General features: G+C 47.3%; 20 protein-coding genes. 13 read left to right on the forward strand and 7 right to left on the reverse strand.

Annotation, left to right across the window (positions count from 1 at the left end; genetic code table 11):
• Nucleotides 1–20: 20 nt before the first annotated feature.
• Nucleotides 21–758, forward strand: a complete 738-nt coding sequence (locus NIT79A3_RS15060; RefSeq protein WP_041361112.1) for a Crp/Fnr family transcriptional regulator — start codon at nucleotides 21–23, stop codon at nucleotides 756–758.
• A gap of 20 nt (nucleotides 759–778) precedes the next feature.
• On the opposite strand, the gene NIT79A3_RS15065 is transcribed toward NIT79A3_RS15060, so the two are convergent.
• The 5 genes from NIT79A3_RS15065 to NIT79A3_RS15085 form a co-directional block, all read right to left on the reverse strand.
• Nucleotides 779–1,309 carry a peroxiredoxin gene (locus NIT79A3_RS15065; RefSeq protein ID WP_013967003.1) on the reverse strand — a complete coding sequence of 177 codons (531 nt, stop codon included), beginning with the start codon at nucleotides 1,307–1,309 and terminating at the stop codon, nucleotides 779–781.
• A 135-nt stretch (nucleotides 1,310–1,444) separates the two neighbouring features.
• Nucleotides 1,445–1,915 carry a ferritin-like domain-containing protein gene (locus tag NIT79A3_RS15070; protein WP_013967004.1) on the reverse strand — a complete coding sequence of 157 codons (471 nt, stop codon included), beginning with the start codon at nucleotides 1,913–1,915 and terminating at the stop codon, nucleotides 1,445–1,447.
• Between the two features lie 103 nt (nucleotides 1,916–2,018).
• Nucleotides 2,019–2,333, reverse strand: coding sequence for a BolA/IbaG family iron-sulfur metabolism protein (locus NIT79A3_RS15075; RefSeq protein ID WP_013967005.1), 315 nt, complete (start codon nucleotides 2,331–2,333; stop codon nucleotides 2,019–2,021).
• Between the two features lie 94 nt (nucleotides 2,334–2,427).
• Entirely contained in the window at nucleotides 2,428–2,706 is a 279-nt protein-coding gene (locus NIT79A3_RS19195; RefSeq protein WP_013967006.1) for a CsbD family protein, read from the reverse strand.
• A 204-nt stretch (nucleotides 2,707–2,910) separates the two neighbouring features.
• Nucleotides 2,911–4,026: an ISAs1 family transposase gene (locus tag NIT79A3_RS15085; protein ID WP_013964816.1), complete on the reverse strand. Its 1,116-nt coding sequence runs from the start codon at nucleotides 4,024–4,026 to the stop codon at nucleotides 2,911–2,913.
• A 190-nt stretch (nucleotides 4,027–4,216) separates the two neighbouring features.
• Between NIT79A3_RS15085 and NIT79A3_RS15090 the strand changes: the two genes are divergently transcribed.
• Nucleotides 4,217–6,016 carry a hypothetical protein gene (locus NIT79A3_RS15090; RefSeq protein WP_013967007.1) on the forward strand — a complete coding sequence of 600 codons (1,800 nt, stop codon included), beginning with the start codon at nucleotides 4,217–4,219 and terminating at the stop codon, nucleotides 6,014–6,016.
• Between the two features lie 138 nt (nucleotides 6,017–6,154).
• Here NIT79A3_RS15090 and NIT79A3_RS15095 read toward each other — a convergent pair whose 3' ends face one another.
• Nucleotides 6,155–7,060 (reverse strand): DUF3494 domain-containing protein, encoded by a 906-nt coding sequence (locus NIT79A3_RS15095; protein ID WP_013967008.1) that lies wholly within the window; start codon nucleotides 7,058–7,060, stop codon nucleotides 6,155–6,157.
• Nucleotides 7,061–7,888: 828 nt separating this feature from the next.
• Here NIT79A3_RS15095 and NIT79A3_RS15100 point away from each other — a divergent pair.
• The 7 genes from NIT79A3_RS15100 (at nucleotide 7,889) to NIT79A3_RS18900 (ending at nucleotide 12,006) form a co-directional block, all read left to right on the forward strand.
• Nucleotides 7,889–8,323, forward strand: a complete 435-nt coding sequence (locus NIT79A3_RS15100; protein ID WP_013967009.1) for a VOC family protein — start codon at nucleotides 7,889–7,891, stop codon at nucleotides 8,321–8,323.
• Nucleotides 8,320–8,544 (forward strand): hypothetical protein, encoded by a 225-nt coding sequence (locus tag NIT79A3_RS15105; RefSeq protein WP_013967010.1) that lies wholly within the window; start codon nucleotides 8,320–8,322, stop codon nucleotides 8,542–8,544. Before NIT79A3_RS15100 ends, NIT79A3_RS15105 begins: the two co-directional genes overlap by 4 nt.
• Nucleotides 8,541–8,903: a hypothetical protein gene (locus NIT79A3_RS15110; protein ID WP_013967011.1), complete on the forward strand. Its 363-nt coding sequence runs from the start codon at nucleotides 8,541–8,543 to the stop codon at nucleotides 8,901–8,903. Before NIT79A3_RS15105 ends, NIT79A3_RS15110 begins: the two co-directional genes overlap by 4 nt.
• A gap of 467 nt (nucleotides 8,904–9,370) precedes the next feature.
• Entirely contained in the window at nucleotides 9,371–9,775 is a 405-nt protein-coding gene (locus tag NIT79A3_RS19200) for a hypothetical protein (protein WP_198009368.1), read from the forward strand.
• 295 nt (nucleotides 9,776–10,070) lie between these two features.
• Nucleotides 10,071–11,282: an IS110 family transposase gene (locus NIT79A3_RS15120; RefSeq protein WP_041360563.1), complete on the forward strand. Its 1,212-nt coding sequence runs from the start codon at nucleotides 10,071–10,073 to the stop codon at nucleotides 11,280–11,282.
• 237 nt (nucleotides 11,283–11,519) lie between these two features.
• Nucleotides 11,520–11,843: a hypothetical protein gene (locus NIT79A3_RS15125; RefSeq protein ID WP_013967013.1), complete on the forward strand. Its 324-nt coding sequence runs from the start codon at nucleotides 11,520–11,522 to the stop codon at nucleotides 11,841–11,843.
• 13 nt (nucleotides 11,844–11,856) lie between these two features.
• Nucleotides 11,857–12,006 (forward strand): hypothetical protein, encoded by a 150-nt coding sequence (locus NIT79A3_RS18900; RefSeq protein ID WP_013967014.1) that lies wholly within the window; start codon nucleotides 11,857–11,859, stop codon nucleotides 12,004–12,006.
• Nucleotides 12,007–12,095: 89 nt separating this feature from the next.
• Here the strand turns inward: NIT79A3_RS18900 and NIT79A3_RS15130 are convergent, their stop codons facing one another.
• Nucleotides 12,096–12,950, reverse strand: a complete 855-nt coding sequence (locus NIT79A3_RS15130) for a hypothetical protein (RefSeq protein ID WP_013967015.1) — start codon at nucleotides 12,948–12,950, stop codon at nucleotides 12,096–12,098.
• Between the two features lie 41 nt (nucleotides 12,951–12,991).
• On the opposite strand from NIT79A3_RS15130, the gene NIT79A3_RS18905 reads away from it, so the two are divergent.
• The 4 genes from NIT79A3_RS18905 (at nucleotide 12,992) to NIT79A3_RS15145 (ending at nucleotide 17,558) form a co-directional block, all read left to right on the forward strand.
• The gene (locus NIT79A3_RS18905) at nucleotides 12,992–13,156 is read left to right on the forward strand and encodes a hypothetical protein (protein ID WP_156797105.1); all 165 of its coding nucleotides are present in this window, start codon (nucleotides 12,992–12,994) and stop codon (nucleotides 13,154–13,156) included.
• A gap of 243 nt (nucleotides 13,157–13,399) precedes the next feature.
• Nucleotides 13,400–14,044: a hypothetical protein gene (locus NIT79A3_RS15135; protein ID WP_013967016.1), complete on the forward strand. Its 645-nt coding sequence runs from the start codon at nucleotides 13,400–13,402 to the stop codon at nucleotides 14,042–14,044.
• 548 nt (nucleotides 14,045–14,592) lie between these two features.
• The gene (locus NIT79A3_RS15140; protein WP_013967017.1) at nucleotides 14,593–16,155 is read left to right on the forward strand and encodes a di-heme oxidoredictase family protein; all 1,563 of its coding nucleotides are present in this window, start codon (nucleotides 14,593–14,595) and stop codon (nucleotides 16,153–16,155) included.
• A gap of 275 nt (nucleotides 16,156–16,430) precedes the next feature.
• Complete coding sequence (locus NIT79A3_RS15145; RefSeq protein ID WP_013967018.1) at nucleotides 16,431–17,558, forward strand: flavodoxin family protein; 1,128 nt, start codon at nucleotides 16,431–16,433, stop codon at nucleotides 17,556–17,558.
• Nucleotides 17,559–17,614: the final 56 nt, after the last annotated feature.

The raw sequence follows: 17,614 nt of genomic DNA on the forward strand, positions 1-17,614 counted from the left end.
GAATAATTTGGATAGCCATTATGCCCACGGTCGAAAAAGCCCCCTCAAAAATACAGAACCTGCTTCTGGCAGCCTTGCCGGGAAAGGTATTCGACAAGATTGAGCCTTCGCTAAAACTGGTCGACCTTAAACTGGATGAAGTCCTGTGGGAAATGGACGAAAAGCGCAAGCATGTCTATTTTCCTACTAGCGCCATGATCTGCTTACTCTACGAAACAGAAGATGGAGATTCGATTGAGGTTGGAATGACCGGTAGGCAGGGGTTGGTCGGTGTCGTAACTTTTATCGGGGATGCCCGGATGGCTAAAAGGGCCGTAGTCATGAACCCCGGCCAGGCCTATGTGATGAAAGCCAAAGATGTTGAGAAATATTTTGAAGACATACCGGATTTCCAGGAAGTCTGCATGCTTTATACACAGACGCTGCTTGCCCAAATCTCTCAGAATGTGATCTGTAATCGCCTGCATCCTATTGATCAGCAGCTATGCCGGCTTCTGCTAATCATTAGCGACAATCTGCAATCAACAACCATTCATCTGACGCACGACCGCATCTCCAACATACTGGGTGTGCGCCGTGAAAGCGTTTCCGAAGCGGCCGCACAGCTTCAGGACAAAGGACTCATCAAATATGCGCGCGGCAAAATTGAATTGCTTGATCGAAAGGGTCTGCTGGCTGCCGCGTGTGAGTGTTACGAGGTTGTTAAGGATCAATACGAAAGGATACTGGGAAAATATATCTCCCAGCACGACTCGTAATGACACTTTGCCAGCAACACTTAGCGAGACTTCAGGTACTTCAGTATAGAATCAGCGCCTGAAATTTCAAATGGATCCGTAGGGCAATTGTCTGCAAAACCTGACTCAACGAACATTTTCTCGATCTGCTTATCCTGAACAACCATGGAATACCGCCAGGAACGCATGCCGAATCCTAAGTTCGATTTATCTACAAGCATTCCCATCTTGCGAGTGAACTCGGCATTGCCATCGGGCAGCATAAATATTTTCTCGACCCCGAGATGCTTACGCCATTGATACATAACAAATGCATCGTTCACCGACAAGCAAACCACCTCATCAATTCCCAATGTTTTGAAATCATCATAGTGCTTTTCGTAACCAGGCAAGTGTGCAGTAGTACACGTCGGCGTGTATGCGCCGGGTAACGCGAATAATACAATTCGCTTATTCTTAAAAATATCGTCCGTTGTAACATCCTGCCAGCGAAATGGATTATCGCCACCTATCGATTCATCGCGCACGCGCGTTTTAAAAGTTGCACTGGGGACTTGCCATTGCTCTATCATGATCGCTTCCTCGTTTTATTGTGACATCTATCAATTACTACACCGAATGTGCGGATATCCGGGGACTCTATCCCACTCATGTTGAAGAAAAGTAAAAATCAGCGAATCTCGCACCAATCCATTGCAGTATTCCGGCTAAACCGCCTTCGTCTCTGAAAAAGTTTCCACAGCGCCCGGCCGACGCAACATTTTATCCACATCACCCTGGTGCATTTCTTCCGCAGCGATCATCCGGCGCGCATACTCTTCAAGCATTACGAACTTATCATCCACCAGAGACAACAATTCTTTGTAAACCGCCAGCGCCGCGCGCTCATGTTCCAGAGACTCACGCAGTATGTCGCCAATGTCATGCTGATGGGTTTCGAGCAAAGGGCCGATGGCCAAGGACGGATGCGCCCCCAGGTAGGTGATCATCTCGCCTGCCGCTCGCGCATGGGCCAAGGATTCGTCCGCCTGTTCCTGCAACCAGGAGACAATTGGAATACGATTGTAGCCATAGATCATGAAAGCATAGTGAGTGTAGCGCACCACACCAGCCAGCTCAAGTTCAAGGATCTTGCTGAGGCAGTTCAGCACCGCTGGTTTGTCAAATTTCTCGTTCATTAGACTTCTCCTTTACTTAGTTCAACAGCTCGTGGATTAATCTGACTACTCCGCAAATAGGTGGAAAGCTCGAGTAATTGATGCCAATCGATTAACTCCGGCGTTATTGGGATTTGGAACCCCCCAGACATGGCGGCGAATCATTTCGTGTTCCATGCTTTTCAAACCATTCTTCCATTGTCCATGTATGCAGAACAAGCGCATGAACAGACTGCGCCAACTCATCAGCCAGGATTTCATTAACCATACGATGACGCGTTAACAGCATTTTTCCATGAAACGCATCGGAGACGATCGTCACCTTGAAATGGGATTCGGATCCTTCCGGTACATTGTGCTTATCACTTTCATTCACCACTTCCAGAAACTCTGGACGTAATGATTGCAGTTTGGTTTCAATCGAATTTTTAACTTTCATAGTACGGTCACTCTCATATCACCCCTCTCGGATCCTAACAAACAAAGTTCGCTAGTCTACCGTGATTCGCCTGCCCACTTCAGTTTTGCTCGTGTTATTTGCCTTGCTCAATATCTTGTTTCATATCACCATAACCCTTCTGGGCTTTGCCGACATTTTTTTGCACATTGCCTTCTGTCTGCATATTTTTGTCATCCAGTATCACTCCGGTGGCTTCCTTGGCCTTACCTTCCGCTTCACCGACCCGGCCGTCTACTTGATCTTTATTCATTTGGGCTGGCCCTTGGCTTTTTTGCGCATAAACACCAACTGTGCAGAAGGTCAATGCGATGACGACCGCTAGCTGAGTAAATTCCATTTTAATGCGTTGCATGTTTTTTTCCTTTAAAAATAATTGTAATCAGGAATCTCTCCTGAGAACTGTTCAGCCACAACCGAATAGTTGCGGCCAAAGCGTGAATTACCTATTCCACTGCCCAGCTGCTACATTACAATCATCCTCGAATCGGTTCTGTGCAGTACCGCACGTAAACGCAGTGTAAAATCGGAAGCACCGGTTAAATCAGGGCAATCGGGCTTAAATTACTCCAATAATGCGGAGCAAATAATCATTATTCCAACCGGCCTTTAATCGTTTTATTTTTACACCGACTTTTGATATTTTTTCTTTATTTATCAGGTTTAAAGCAATATGTCTGATAGTGGCAAGATTGGCTGCACTATGGCCTTTGCGTGTCCGGTTGCTATCTTCATCAAAAGCAATATCAAGCACCCAATGTAAATTGTTCTCGATAGCCCAATGAGCGCGAACAGCATGTTCCAGTTTAGCCGGATTATTGGCGCTCAGACTACTGATGAAATAACGCGTTTCCCCGGTGATTCTATTTTCTGATTCTCTTGTTGCTGTAACCGCAATGATACTTTGTAGTCCTGCCCAAGCATGACGTTCTTTTAACCATGCGATCTCATCTGTCACACAGATAGTACGTGTTTCAATGCGTCCATGATCCCCATCAACAGTCACCATGGCGGCTTCAGGCGATAACTGCGAGGTAAAATACGTGGCAACATCTTCATGTAAGTTACCCTGGTTGCCCTTCAGGCTCAAGACATAATCGCCACCTTGTTGAATAATCTGCTGAGCAATTCTTTTCTGGCAACCCATGGCATCAACTGTAATCACACTTCCTGCAATATTCAGTCGCGATAACAGCTTGGGAATGGCCGTAATTTCATTGGATTTATTGTCCACTTTAACCTGACCCAAGACCAGGCTATTGTGCTGCGCCCATGCACTGACCATATGGATAGCTGCCTTTCTTGAAGCCTTATCAATGCTACGCCTTAAGCATTTACCATCAATTGCAATGACTTCTCCTTCAGTCAGACTGGCTAAGTCAGACACCCAGTTGGAAAAACACTCGCCAAACTGTTCATTGTCTATCGCTGCAAAAACATCTCCAAAGGTATCATGCGCGGGTATCCCATGCTGCAAACCAAGCAATTTAGTGAACCAGTCTATCTTGGCTTTGCCAAATTCTTCAATAGCCACCCAATTGTCCGCCCCACAGATAACAGCGCATAAGGCGATAAAAAATATATCCTGTAACTGGTGTTTCTTTTGCCTGTCTACTCTCGGGTCTTCAATGCTTGAAAAGTGATGGATAATTGACGCTATCGGTTTCTCTATCATTTGAAATCAAAATGATAAAGCTAATACCTCATCTTGTTTCTGTTTTCAAGCCTCTTTTAGCCCGATTGCCCTGCCGGTTAAATCCACTCCCAATGAGTCCTATCAAAGCTATGCTACAATCAATCCGCATTGAGAAGATCATTGCATAGCAATGGCATTATCACTACAAAACAACAAGGTAAGGAACATCATGAAAGTCCATCTCGCCGCTTTGCTCGCTACCACACTTATAGCCTGTAGTTCTCACCCGCTGGAAGCGCCATCTCCTCCCGCTTTTGTCAATGCAGTGCCGGATAATTGGTTGCAGGCCCAAACCAAAAAATCCCAGGAAAAAGCCGACTATATTCAGTCTCATCAGACTGCTTATGATTGGTTCTCCAATTTTGCTTTTAGCGAAGTGGACGGTATTCCCTACATTGCGTTGAAGCTATTGCCCAAGCTGGTGCCGGAACTTTGGGGCAGCGAAAAAAACTTTCTCGATGCCGTGGGGCTGTTTATCGATGAACGGCAGAAATCTTACCCGGTCGCGCGCGGCATTGGTTTTAGCGGATTATCCCGAAGTGAAGCGCAAGGCAACATTGACTACGCTTCGTTTACGTGCGGCGCCTGTCACATTGGCCGTGTGCGGCTGGAGAACGGCCAAATGGATTACCTGGATGGCGGAGTGAATACCACATTCAACATTGTGCAGTTCCGCGTCAAACTGTATCAAACCCTGCAGAAAGCCTATGCGGGTGAAACCGGCGACAACAAATACCAGTTGTTAACACAAAAATTACTGAGCGCATTGGATGCAGCGCATCAACAAAACCCCAATTACTTTTATAACAATTATCAATCTGCCGGCAGAAGCTTTGATGCTGACTATGAAGCTGCACAAATTGCCCTGTTCAAGAAAACCGCCGGGCAAACAATCAAGCAGTTCGCGCAACGCGCAGAAGCTGAGTATGAGGGCTTTGGCGCTTTAATCGCAAAGAACTATCAGGGGCTTGAATCCGCCATGCTGGCTGGTTTCCCCGGCATGGCCGATGCCACCGGTTTGAGTGCTGTCAATGGTTATATCAGTTTGCGCAATAGCTCGCTATTGAAATGGTTCGCCGGTATCACCTTGCCGCCAGAACCGGGCATCACCGATTTCATGGCAGTATGGGAACAGGATAAGCGTCTCGCCAGTTGGGATGAAAGCCACAAAAGACTCATCAACGGCGGCGGCCAGTGGAACGGCAATGTGCCGATGCCCATCTACCGCAACCTGATTGCCATGCTAACCCTGGGCCTGGAAAAAACCGACGTGCGTGTCGCTGCCTTTGCCGAGGAACTGCTGGATGGTTTACCCGCCAGTCCCTATCCTTTTGCTGTGAATGTCGAACTGGCCAAACAAGGACAAACTTTATTTGCCGAACATTGCGCCGATTGTCATCAACCCAAGAACGGCAAAGTCTACGACAACCTCGGCACCAGCCTGAAACGGGCTTACGTAGTGGGTGCATTGTTAAACTATGCCGCGCGCAAAGAACTCTATGATAATTGCTCTCCGGACACGACGATCAAGCTATATGGAAACGATATCAAACCTTGCGCTGAATTTGAGGGTGTTTCGTTAGCCGGTAAAAAAGATCTGCTAATGTCGCCGAACGACGAACACCACGGCTACAATGCCCGTCCGCTGAGCGGTATCTGGGCGCAAGCGCCGTATTTGCACAATGGCACCGTGCCGACTGTTTATCACTTATTAGTGCCGGACGAGCGCCCAGCCAGCTTTATCAAGAGCCACTTGGATTACGACCAGAAATATCTCGGTTATTCCTGGAATTCGCAACAGGCAACCGGCCAAAACGAAGGCTACTTATTCCAGACCAACGCGATTCCCGCGCTGAGCAATAAAGGCCATGACAAAGACATCGCGGAAGGCAAAAAAACTTATCGCCTCAACTGGTCTAGTGACAAACAAGGCGCTTTTGCGATTATTGAATATTTAAAAACTCTGTAATTTCATTGCCTGCGGTGGTAAGCCGTTAGCTAGTATGGCGAGAGGCGGGATAATCGAGCCTGCCTCACTTGATCATCGAGTTTTTCTTTTCTGGAAGCGGGGCACACAAAACTCAATTCCAGTTCCCTAACGGAGAAATTAGCTTTGACGGCGCCTCCAAATCGTCAACCCAGCAAGGCCGGTAATGAGAAGAAGCACAGAACTCGGCTCAGGAACGGGACTGTAGGGAAGGAAAGTGGGTGTCTCACCGATTGCACCTGTTGGAAGCGTAAGGCCACCGCTGAAACTGTGATGTATCCCACCCGTACTATCTCCGCAACCACCACCGATGGTGTCCGTGTCCATAGTCACAGCGCCAGTATCCGCCAAGACGCTACCGCAACCAATGGTTACACCAGTATTCAGCGTGATGCTCGCTAGTGCAAGAATATTGCCTTCGAACAATGTGTTTGTGTCAAGTGTGGCGGAGCTGCCAACATTCCAATATACCCCAGCGTCTAAGCCAGTATTAATCACGTTTACGACCGAGTTGGGTGAAGTGATCAGCGTGCTCTCCATTTGGAATACCCAAGCCGCGTTAGCATTGCCGCCACCGTCGAGCGTGAGCGTTCCTGTCAAATTACTCACCCCGGCGGGAACAGTATAGACACCCGGAGAAAGCGTGAGGTTAACGAGATCTGCACTCAATAGGGTACCAGGTCCCATGAGTCCCAGATTAGTCCACGCAGCAGTGAGTTGATTATGAGCCAATTCTGCGACTGCATCGCCTGCGTGCACGAACCCCGCTCCCGTAGTAAGCGCAGGCTCCCCATTGATGGTGATGCCAGTTTGGCCAGTGATAGAAAGGCCTGGGTAGACACCTAACTGTCCATTAAGGGTAGTCGACCCGGTATTGGTCACCGTCGAGGCACCCAGAACCGCAAAGCTTGCCAATTCCGAACCCAGAAGCGGCGCAGCCAATCCTAAAGAGGGAACTGAAAAAAAACCAGCAAGAACGGTAAGTGCTGGAACCCATACGGGCAAGTATTTTTGATGATCATTCATGGTAAATCTCCTTTTTTTGAGGGTATTGCTAAAATGCGATTTTATCTCGCACCGTTCTATGCTTTAGAGATTCTCAGAAATCCAATTGCTTTAGTGTCGAAATCGTGCGATGGCTGCTTTTTTCATAGGTAATCAGCCACTTTATGTCACAGCTGGCGCACCTCTTCTGCCATTCCTGAACAAATTCTCCAGGCGCACCATATGATAGATCAGATTCATCCGGTGTTTAATTAATTGCTGACACAAAGAAGTGCCGACTACAATCACGACAAAATCGAATTTATTCCTAATATCCTTTGCCCTGACATCGTTAAACTAAAAATAAAAATATATTTCGAATGCAAAATATAAGTTTTCACTGCTTACATTACTTTAACAATATTTGTCACTCTTACACTTCTTCATCGGATACAATTAATTACATCTCGCATGCTAGTTTAATAAGGAGGTTAAAAGAATAGTACATCACGCTCTTTTATGCAGGATATTTGTCCTAAATTATACTAAAGAAAATTTATTTTACGCCATGCTGCTGACAAAAGCAGCATTTCAGTATGTTTACTAATAAGCCGATCTACAATGCCCATCAAAATACCAAAGTGCTTTTGTGTCAAACATACTAAAACCGAGCTGATGTTGATGGCATCGTAAATAAAGCAGTTCAGAGTGACGGCAAAGCCCCTCCGCCCCACTCACAATCACGGATTTATATATGGGTATTCATTCGAAAATCGGAATAGTCCTATTTGGGGTTAATCTTCATGAAACCCAGCCAACAATAAAATAACTACCAAAAATATTGATCAATCCCAAGCTTAAGGAGTTATCATGCCAAACCCATTGATTCAACCCTATTTAATGTTCGGCGGCCGCTGCGAAGAGGCGCTCGAATTTTACCGCACCGCGCTCGGCGCGCAGATTGAAATGCTGATGCGCTTCCAGGAAAGCCCGGATCCCACGCCACCCGGCATGCTGCCGCCGGGGTTTGAAAATAAAGTGATGCACGCCAGCTTTCGCATCGGCGACAACGTACTGATGGCCTCCGATGGCTGCGAAGAAGGCCAACAATTCAAAGGCTTCTCGCTATCGATTGCGGTTGCCACCGAAGCCGAAGCGGATCGCTATTTTTCCGCACTGTCCGATGGCGGCCAGGTACAAATGCCGCTAGCCAAAACATTCTGGTCATCGCGCTTCGGCATGCTCACCGACCGTTTTGGCATCAGTTGGATGATCAATGTCGTAGCCAATGAATGCACCGGATGAAATCCGGCGCCTGGATCATTGGCATCGCAGCGACGGCACTGATAACCGGAACCGGTTGCACCACTCAGCAGCTCTACTCCACCGGCCAAGCGTGGCAGCGGAATGAATGTAACCGGCTGATGGACCAACAGGAACGCAGCCGCTGCCTATCGAGTACCAGCACTTCGTATGAGGCGTACAAGCAACAATCCGGAACCGGAACCGGAAGCGAACCGAAATGACGCACCTCATCCGCTTCGACAAGCTGAGCGAACAACAGATCTGGGACATCGCTAACCCGATCATGGACAACTTGATGGATGCCTCAACCCATATCGATTATGCCAGGCATGTCCGGGATTTTACTGGCCGGATGAAAGCCATCGTTACTCCGGCGTATCTTCAACACGTCTGCCAGCAGTACCAGGCTGAAAAAGGTTATTTCTCTCACCGCGTCCCGGTCGCTGTTTTCAGACGCCCGGACTCAGCAGCCATTGTGTGGAAACAATCGTTCACGAAAGTGCCGGGGGAGTTCGTCGCGGAAATGGTGCTTGTGCATCAAAATGGAAGGTATTTGGTTGATCATGTGATGGTGTTTTGAGCATTTGCATGGTGGTGGAATGAGTGAAAATCACTCATTATGGATCTAACAAAGTTTGTTATTATGAAAGATAAATTAATCAATTTTCATAAAACATAAGGACATAGCATGAAGCTTACCGTAATAGATTTCATTTTTGACGTAATAAATTGCGTCATTCCGGACGTCTAATTTTAGTGGGGCGCCAGATAAATATGACCAAGCCAAAGCGGATACAACGACCCAAAGATGAGCTAAAACGCGAACTAATCGAACAGCTACAGCTCTTGAGGCACTCTTGCCAAACCTTTGATAATGGATTGGAAGCAGCAGGAAAGTACATTTCCCTAAATCTCAGAGTCCTATTGCACAACCACCGACAGTCACACGCCCTCCTTGATCAACTTGGCTTTCGTTTAGGCCACTATTTAACTTCAGCACCACCACTAGACCCCAGAAACCTCATCACGACTTGCGACCTTATTACAATGCAGTTCTCAAACGATGAAGCACGCTATCTCCCACTCATTGCAGCTGGTGGAGGGCCATGGCCTTTGCAACCCATTCCGTTCGTAAATTGGTGGAATGATCCAGTTCTGAAAGACAACCGCAACCGAACATTCTGTCGTCGAGAACTAGTGCTTAACGTCGCAGATACAGATGGTGGTGCCCACGTCGATCCCGAGCTGGAAGAAGCATATATGGCCATTTCTCGTGAAAATTCGCTTGGCTGGCTTTTCGTAAATAGCAGCGCAACATCCGCCCCCGAGAGTCGCCCTGAGCTTGCGTGTATGCGCCAAATTGCTCATGAACTTCTCAGTACAATTCATCAGCTTATGCCTGAATTTAGCCAATACGCCCAACCCATCATTCCACCGGGCGCTGCGCGATGAAACCATGTAGCGCCAGTGAATTCAAGAAACCACAAACAACGGAGTCTACCATCGTATTTTGCAGGATGACAGGCCACAGAACCATAGTTTAATATAGCAAACGGACGGGGATGTGGCTCATGGGGTCAGCGGCTGGGATTCTGGTTCGCTAGACTTGAAATGCCGTCCCCGTCCTCCTGCGTCATCCGGTGTGTCGTTCGGGATGGTGCCGATCAGTAGATTGTGGCTCTGTATGTAGACGAGACCGACGGATGATTTATCGGTTTAGTTGCAACAGTACGGAGGCCCCATGATCATGGATAATACCCCACAAATTTATGTCAGTGTTGATATAGGTTGTCGTCAGCACAGTGTAGCAATAGGCCTGTCCAATGGCGATGTGCTGGATGAGTTTGCCATTTTCCACCGCCCGGAAGGTTTTAAACAATTCTTTGAACGTATTGAACATCATCGACAACGCCATGGTGGTGCGGTAGCGGTAGCAATGGAAGGCTACAATGGCTATGCCCGCCCTTTGGACAGTCTGGTGAAAGTACGCGGTTATGAACTCTACAACATCAACAATCTGAAGCTGGCTCGCTTTAAGGAAATTTTTCCGGCTGCGGCCAAGAATGACCGCATTGATGCTTGCAAAGGCCTGGAGCTATTCCAACTGCGGGATCACCTGCCATTGGCTAAAGACGTTCTTCAGGAAATCATGCCGACACCACGGGAAAACGATATGCTCAAACGGCTGAGTCGCCGTCGTCGTGCTTTGGTGGATGAAAAGAGCCGCCTGCAAAGTCGTCTTCAGGGCGATCTTCACGCAGTGTGCCCCGGCCTGCTGGACATCACAAAAGATGCAGATAATCTTTGGTTCTTACGCTTTATCACCAGCGTTGATGAATTGACCAAGCTGTCGCGTTTACGCGTATCTACCTTGCTAAAGATTCCTGGTGTGGGCCGCAAGTACGCCGATAGTATTGTCGCATGGCAATCGCATGCGTCATTTAGTCATGAAGTGGAATGGGTCGGCGAGATGATCATTGAAGATGCCCGGCGTATCCTGGCGCTCAAAAACGACATCAAAGCATTGGAATTACGTTGCAAGATGTTAATGCAAGAATCCCAAGCTGCGCAGTTAATTGACAGTATTCCAGGGTTCGCTGTGATCTGTGCTTCAGAGTTGGCGGGCGAGATTGGCACCATTGATCGATTTGCTAGCGAACGCAGTCTGGCGCTCTATTTGGGAATGGCCAACCTTGATAACAGCTCAGGGAAGTTTCGAGGTTCAAAAGCACCGCAACATGTCAACAAACGCGCCAAAACCGCGATGATGGCCGCTGTAGACAAGCATCGAAAATGCGTACCTGAATCACAGCGTTACTATGAGAAAAAACGGATTGAGGGGAAATCACATAATCAGGCAATTCGGGCGCTTGGCCGACAGCTTTGCCGTATTATATTCAGAATGCTGAAACAAAATCGTGCCTATGAGATACGTAAAAAAATCGACGAAAACACTTGAAAATTCTAGCGGGATGTTCAGGTCGCGAACGAAGAAAATGAATTTGTGTTGCGGGGTAATTAGCCGGGATCGTTCGTTTATGACGATGTAATTATTAAATAAATTATATTTTGGAATGTGACAATTTGACATAGCATCCGAACTTAACAACGTTATTGTAATGTAGTATAAAATCGAACTGAACAATGTCCTACTTCCACATAGCAGTAGTATGGTCAAATATTAGAAGGAACCAATATGTCCCGATCACTTTTTATTTTTATCCTCTTTGTCATAACGCTTCAAGGTTGCGCTTCATCCAGAGAAGTGTTTCTGGCTGACGGGACCAAAGGACATAACATCAACTGCAGCGGCTCTGGAATGAACTATAGCAACTGTCTTGAGAAAGCGGGGGAAATCTGTGGCACACGAGGGTATCACCTACTGAATCAGCAAGGTGATATTGTTCCTTTCTCTCAAGCAATCCGTGAGTTTGGTGCAAACACGCAATCGGCATCAATCGGATATTTGACATCTTCGGGTTCAATAGTCACCCGTAATCTATTTATCAAATGCAAATAAAAGAGAGCAACTTATGAAAGTTGAAGTGACGGTCGAATTAGACATCAATTTATATAAAACCAGTATTGCCGACATAAAGAAATTATTGGAAGAAATGATGGATCCGAAAAAATTCGATGCTCTGGAAACGATAACTATTAAAGATATAAAAATAGGAAAATAGATTATCTCTCAAAGTTTGAGATCTTGTCGCAGCAACCGGGGCCGCGAACAAAGAAAATGAATAGGTAACACGAGACAGATGATCGCTAGCTAGCGATGTCTAGGAAACCCACTGCTATAACCGCCACCTCCACGACCTCTACTGAATAATATCGCAGCAGCGATGATGGCAACAGTCACTGCACCTGCGATTATTTTATTCCAATCAATGACTGTTTTATAGAGTTGGAAATCGCCTCTCCAGCGTATGCGCTGCCAAACCTCGTCCGGAGTAACCGGATAAGGGTGGCCGATCGCCTCGTGAGTAATAATAATTCCGTGATCCGCTCTGACGTCAATGGATTGCGTCGCATCTTCCAGCAATATTACCTTGATCGCGCCGCTGAGTACCATGACTTCCGTTTGATGCTGCGACACACTGATATGCAGGATAGCATCCTTGGCTTGTAGCCTTGCATGCAGGGTTTCAATTTTTTGCTGGCAATCTGATGAATCCGCATAAGCATTACCCGCATTAAATCTATCGACGCGTAGCAAGCAGGATGAATCCGCTGCGTTGAATTCAATGCGCGCGCTGCTTTGAGGACCCGTGCTCACAAATGAATTATTCTTTACCTTCGCAGAAATCTTTACTTGCGCGCCATTGAGTAAAACGCTTTTGCCCGATGCATATAGCGAACCGATGACTGCATTGTCAGTGCTGGCGTTGTGATGAATACGAAAACCTGTATTTTCAGCTTGTTCCAAGAAGCCGCCTCTCTCAGAAAAATTCCTATCCTGGAGGGGCACTGTTTTACAACCGGCAAGTAGAAAAACTGCCAGTAGAAGCAGCAGCAAACCTTTACTGCCAGACAAATTAAAAGAAAATGGCATGAACCATTGAGAGTGCTTCGAACAAATATCCCTTGTCTCGCAGAAGCATAGCTTGGTTTTTCTGGTGTCCATTTAGCTTCTCCTTTCAATTACTCGTTCCGGGTGGATTCCTGATGAGATCACTGTATAGCGATCAATCTGAATCAGGACTGAATGAAGAATCGGTGCAGTCAAAACAGGCTTTCCGGCTGCCGCTCCGGCAATTGTTGCCGCTTTTTCCAGCAATGCCTATCGAATGCAAGATATGTCATTTAATGATCGCCTTTCAAATACCGTAAAAAACTTGATAGAAAGAGCTTCTGAACAACTGCCATTTCGAGCAGAGCGATAAATCTATACTGTTGATTTCAATAGATTCCCAATCGCTTCCGGAATGACAATGATGGGTTATTCAAGACCTCTTAATCTTATTGGCACGATGCTTGCTAATTCCAGATTATCGCCGCGGTGATTAGCCCCCGGCAACCAAAGTGGCTGCTCCAAACGGAGCGCTGATTGTTAATAAACACGGAGATTTTTTCATGACAATTTCATTTAACCCACAAGTGCAATTAAATCACCTGTCTCATTTGAATCAAACACAGCGAGCACAGCAATCTGGTGCCGTCACGCCAAGCCCGAGCAATATTGCTCCACTTCCACCGGACGCTAATACCAGCGCGGCAACCAACCCAGCCGCTGCAGCAGGCTTCGGACAAGTGAGAGCCGATGCGCTGGAGCGGATCGATTATTTGAAGGATCGTGTGAATACTCGTGTCGATACGTTGATCACCGGAGCCACTGCTCAAGGCCGCGACCAGTTGGTTGCGGGCTTAGAAGGGTACCGCACACGCGTCCTTGATGGTCTGGATAATGCCGCCGGACGTATCGAGTCGCAGGGAGCGCGAGTAAGTGAGAGATTGTCCGAGCGTCTCGATAAGGTCACGACGCACGTTAACGATGTACTTTCAGCCATCACGGAGCGTGCAGATGCGCATGAAGGCGCTGCGTCAAGATTGGATGCGAGAGCGGACACGCTCACTAACAACCTTGAGCGCCTAACGAACCATATTACCCAGCGTTTAGATAATATTAACCAATCGGTTTACAACCACCAAGGCAATCCGGCCGGTATAGTGCCATCGGATGCCGCGAGCGAAACATCGCTAATTGATTCCATCGCTTAAGCAAATATTGCTAACACAATAACATTGGCAGCCCTCTCTGGAGGGCTGTTTTGTTTGGTGCGCCGGATAGCCTGCCGGAAGCACTGTGCAAACTTACCAGTCATTGAGGCGGCGGTCCGAGCATTTTAGCCATGCCAACGCAAAAACTTGCATCAAACAATGACTAGGCCGACAGCAACTTTGTCCTGATTCTATGTACGTTACCGAACTGAGCACATCAGCCGAGCGTGCAATGATAAAAATAAGCGCTGAAATACATTGTTTTAAGTTTCTGGAAATTTCGGATTGGTCGTCTTACCTATCATTGTGTAGTACCGCTACACAGCCATAACACCCTGCCATTTTCACGCGATGCCAACAATTAAGGAATCTCTGAATAACTCATCTTTGTCATTGCGAACATAATAAGGAATCTTTGTAAATCAACAGTATAGATTTCTCGCTCTGCTCGAAATGACAGTTATTCAGAGATTCCTTAATACAAAGTTCTGCTTCAAAGCAGTTATTAAAACATTCAGGCTAGAAATATTTTGTTACAGGAGAAATTTATGAATAATCAATATCGATTAGCAGTCATTCCAATCTTTGTTATCGGCTTATTTACAATGGGAGGGTCCCATGCATTTGCAACAGAGCTTGGCAAGGAAGTTTCTGTGCAAAACCATTTGCAGGACGGCGATGAATTCAACATGAAAGTGCGAAAGCTTATTAATCACGGCAAGCTATTATTCGGTGCGGCTTGGACCAGCCAAGAAGGCGGCGGGCGACCATTAACCAAGGGAACCGGTTCTCCGCTAACAGATTCATCCTCGCCATTAGTTTTTCCACGTAACTTTAATCGCATTTCAGCACCGGATACGAATTCCTGTTCAGGCTGCCATAACAAGCCCCGTATCGGTGGCGGAGGAGAAATTGTTACCAATGCATTTATTACTGGGCAACGTTTTGATTTTGCAACCTTTGACCATAACGACACGACGCCAACGCGGGGCGCGTTAGATGAAGAAGGCAAATTTGTACAACAGCAAACTATTGCCAATTCCCGCAATACGCTGGGTTTGTTCGGTTCTGGTTATATAGAGATGTTGAGCCGTCAGATGACAACAGATTTGCAAAAGATCCGGGATTCCATTACTTCCGGCAAGAATGCGGAGTTGATTAGTAAAGGTGTTTCATTCGGCACTCTGGCCAAAAATGAAGACGGCAGTTGGAACACCAGTGATGTTAACGGATTGCTTGCATCAAGCCTGGTTAGTGATGGCGCCGATAATCCGCCAAGCCTGATTATTAAGCCCTTTCATCAGTCTGGCGGCGTCGTATCGTTACGCCAATTCACTAATAACGCATTTAATCAGCACCATGGCATTCAGTCGACCGAACGGTTTGGTACCAACATTGATGCGGATGGAGATGAGTTCGTTAACGAAATTACTCGTGCGGACATCACTGCAGTAACTTTATTTCAAGCGCAACTTGCGGTGCCTGGCCGGGTGATTCCTAATGATCCTGAAATTGAAGCGGCTGTTCGTGTTGGTGAGCAGATTTTCCAAAACATTGGGTGTTCCGGCTGCCATGTGCCTAAGCTACCCTTAGATAAAAAAGGATGGATCTATAGTGAACCGAATCCTTTTAATCCCAAGGGTAACTTGCAAGCAGGCAATACACCGGAGTATAAACTTGATTTAACAGAAGCAAAGCTTGATCAACCAAGACTGAAAGTTGAAAAGGAAATAGTTTGGGTGCCCGCTTTTACCGACCTCAAACTACATGATATTACCAGCGGTCCGGGCGATCCCAATCGAGAACCCATTGACCAGAATACGCCTGAAGGATCCGCTGAGTTTTTTGCAGGAAACTCTCGTTTTATGACGCGAAAACTCTGGGGCACGGCTAATGAGCCGCCATATTTTCATCATGGGCAATATACGACTATGCGTCAGGCTATCGAAGCACATCGTGGCGAAGCATATAGCACCTATGTCAAGTGGACAGCTCTCAGTGAGGCAAATCAGAATTCAGTCATTGAATTCCTGAAAACTCTCCAGATTTTGCCTGAAGGAACTAAACATCTGGTGGTTGATGAGCGTGGCAATAAAAAAGAATGGCCTTAATAAAGTAATAATCTGAAAAATAAGCGACTTCGTCCTTGTGGCGAGGTTGTTTCCATCATAGATAAATCCCGGCAATATTTTCTGGTAACTTCCGCACGCCGATTAACAGAATTTGGAAGCCACATGCTGCGCGGTGACTACCATAAACTCGCACTGAGTTAGTTAGCGCACAGACGGCAAACTCACCAGAACATTACTCTGCATTCGATAAATCTTGTTGGCAATACACATTGCCGCCTATTTGTCATCGCTTCTCATGCATAAAGGAGTAACTTATGGAAAACCATCGCGGCAACAACACCGATCCGGCCAACGTAGCAGTAAAATCAACTGAGATCGAGATTCGCAAAGGCCAGACGTCAGGTCGGCTTGATCGTGCTGAATTTAGCGTTCGCTTCCGTGCCACATTCCTCGATCCCGCATTTCGAAGCGAAGACGAATCCATCGCACGGCTTGAAGAGGTCGCTTGGCAAGCCTACACCGATGGCCGCAAGGCACCCTTTACACAGAAGGCGGGGCCGGGATATGTTGATCCGGATTACGAATTATCAGTCGAATGGCTGTCCACAAAGCAACGCATAGAAGAAGCACAACAGCGCTGGAGTGAGCCTTCCACACCATCCCGGGTATTGCTGATCTGCGGCTCGGCACGCAACGATGGAACCTGTCCAGGCGAGATGTCCAAATCCTTCCGGCTGTTGAAGATTGTTCGCGAAACGCTGGAGCAGGCTGATATCCAGGTTGACGTACTCGATCTGAGTCTGATTACCTCTGAATATGGTCGTAACATACACCCATGCAAGGGATGTGTGTCGACGGCAATGCCTTTGTGTCACTGGCCGTGTAGTTGTTACCCCAATCATTCTCTTAATCAAAACAATGATTGGATGGCCGAAATCTATGAGCGCTGGACGGCTGCCCATGCCGTGATCATCGTAACCCCAGTGTATTGGTACCAGAGCCCAAGCCCTTTGAAATTGATGATAGACCGCATGGTCTGCGCCGATGGGGGTAATTCTGACCCTACGTCGACATCGGGCAAGAATGCGGGCAAAGCGAAAGAACTTGAGATGGCCGGATGGGATTACCCGCAGCACCTAGCTGGACGTGCCTACGGCGTGATTGTCCACGGTGATGTGGCCGGTATTGAAGGTTCGCGCCGTTCTTTGTCCGACTGGCTCGACTGGATGGGTTTTATCGACGCAGGAGCTCAGGCACGCTTGGATCGCTACATCGGATACTTCGAACCCTATGCGACCAGTCACGATGTCCTGGACAAGGATATCGCGGTACAGGCAGAGACACGCAATGTCGCACTGGCCGTAGCGAAAGCCGTCGTCGAGTTACGTGCCGGACGTCTCCATGCGGTGCGGGCGGAGCTGCCACGCCCACGGCCAAAGTAGATCTATTCTCTCATTTCATCCTTCAGCACACTCTAACACTGGAGGGTGCTTCGCTG

The sequence above is a fragment of the Nitrosomonas sp. Is79A3 genome, from assembly GCF_000219585.1.
Taxonomy (GTDB): Bacteria; Pseudomonadota; Gammaproteobacteria; order Burkholderiales; family Nitrosomonadaceae; genus Nitrosomonas.

Coding starts and splice junctions, on each gene's coding strand:
- NIT79A3_RS15130 (WP_013967015.1), bottom strand. CDS start 12,950: ATGGACACCAGAAAAACCAAGCTATGCTTCTGCGAGACAAGGGATATT.
- NIT79A3_RS15100 (WP_013967009.1), top strand. CDS start 7,889: ATGCCAAACCCATTGATTCAACCCTATTTAATGTTCGGCGGCCGCTGC.
- NIT79A3_RS15135 (WP_013967016.1), top strand. CDS start 13,400: ATGACAATTTCATTTAACCCACAAGTGCAATTAAATCACCTGTCTCAT.
- NIT79A3_RS15090 (WP_013967007.1), top strand. CDS start 4,217: ATGAAAGTCCATCTCGCCGCTTTGCTCGCTACCACACTTATAGCCTGT.
- NIT79A3_RS18905 (WP_156797105.1), top strand. CDS start 12,992: ATGAGATCACTGTATAGCGATCAATCTGAATCAGGACTGAATGAAGAA.
- NIT79A3_RS19200 (WP_198009368.1), top strand. CDS start 9,371: ATGCAGTTCTCAAACGATGAAGCACGCTATCTCCCACTCATTGCAGCT.
- NIT79A3_RS15145 (WP_013967018.1), top strand. CDS start 16,431: ATGGAAAACCATCGCGGCAACAACACCGATCCGGCCAACGTAGCAGTA.
- NIT79A3_RS15060 (WP_041361112.1), top strand. CDS start 21: ATGCCCACGGTCGAAAAAGCCCCCTCAAAAATACAGAACCTGCTTCTG.
- NIT79A3_RS15095 (WP_013967008.1), bottom strand. CDS start 7,060: ATGAATGATCATCAAAAATACTTGCCCGTATGGGTTCCAGCACTTACC.
- NIT79A3_RS15140 (WP_013967017.1), top strand. CDS start 14,593: ATGAATAATCAATATCGATTAGCAGTCATTCCAATCTTTGTTATCGGC.
- NIT79A3_RS15085 (WP_013964816.1), bottom strand. CDS start 4,026: ATGATAGAGAAACCGATAGCGTCAATTATCCATCACTTTTCAAGCATT.
- NIT79A3_RS15070 (WP_013967004.1), bottom strand. CDS start 1,915: ATGAACGAGAAATTTGACAAACCAGCGGTGCTGAACTGCCTCAGCAAG.
- NIT79A3_RS19195 (WP_013967006.1), bottom strand. CDS start 2,706: ATGCAACGCATTAAAATGGAATTTACTCAGCTAGCGGTCGTCATCGCA.
- NIT79A3_RS15125 (WP_013967013.1), top strand. CDS start 11,520: ATGTCCCGATCACTTTTTATTTTTATCCTCTTTGTCATAACGCTTCAA.
- NIT79A3_RS15105 (WP_013967010.1), top strand. CDS start 8,320: ATGAAATCCGGCGCCTGGATCATTGGCATCGCAGCGACGGCACTGATA.
- NIT79A3_RS15110 (WP_013967011.1), top strand. CDS start 8,541: ATGACGCACCTCATCCGCTTCGACAAGCTGAGCGAACAACAGATCTGG.
- NIT79A3_RS15120 (WP_041360563.1), top strand. CDS start 10,071: ATGGATAATACCCCACAAATTTATGTCAGTGTTGATATAGGTTGTCGT.
- NIT79A3_RS15075 (WP_013967005.1), bottom strand. CDS start 2,333: ATGAAAGTTAAAAATTCGATTGAAACCAAACTGCAATCATTACGTCCA.
- NIT79A3_RS15065 (WP_013967003.1), bottom strand. CDS start 1,309: ATGATAGAGCAATGGCAAGTCCCCAGTGCAACTTTTAAAACGCGCGTG.
- NIT79A3_RS18900 (WP_013967014.1), top strand. CDS start 11,857: ATGAAAGTTGAAGTGACGGTCGAATTAGACATCAATTTATATAAAACC.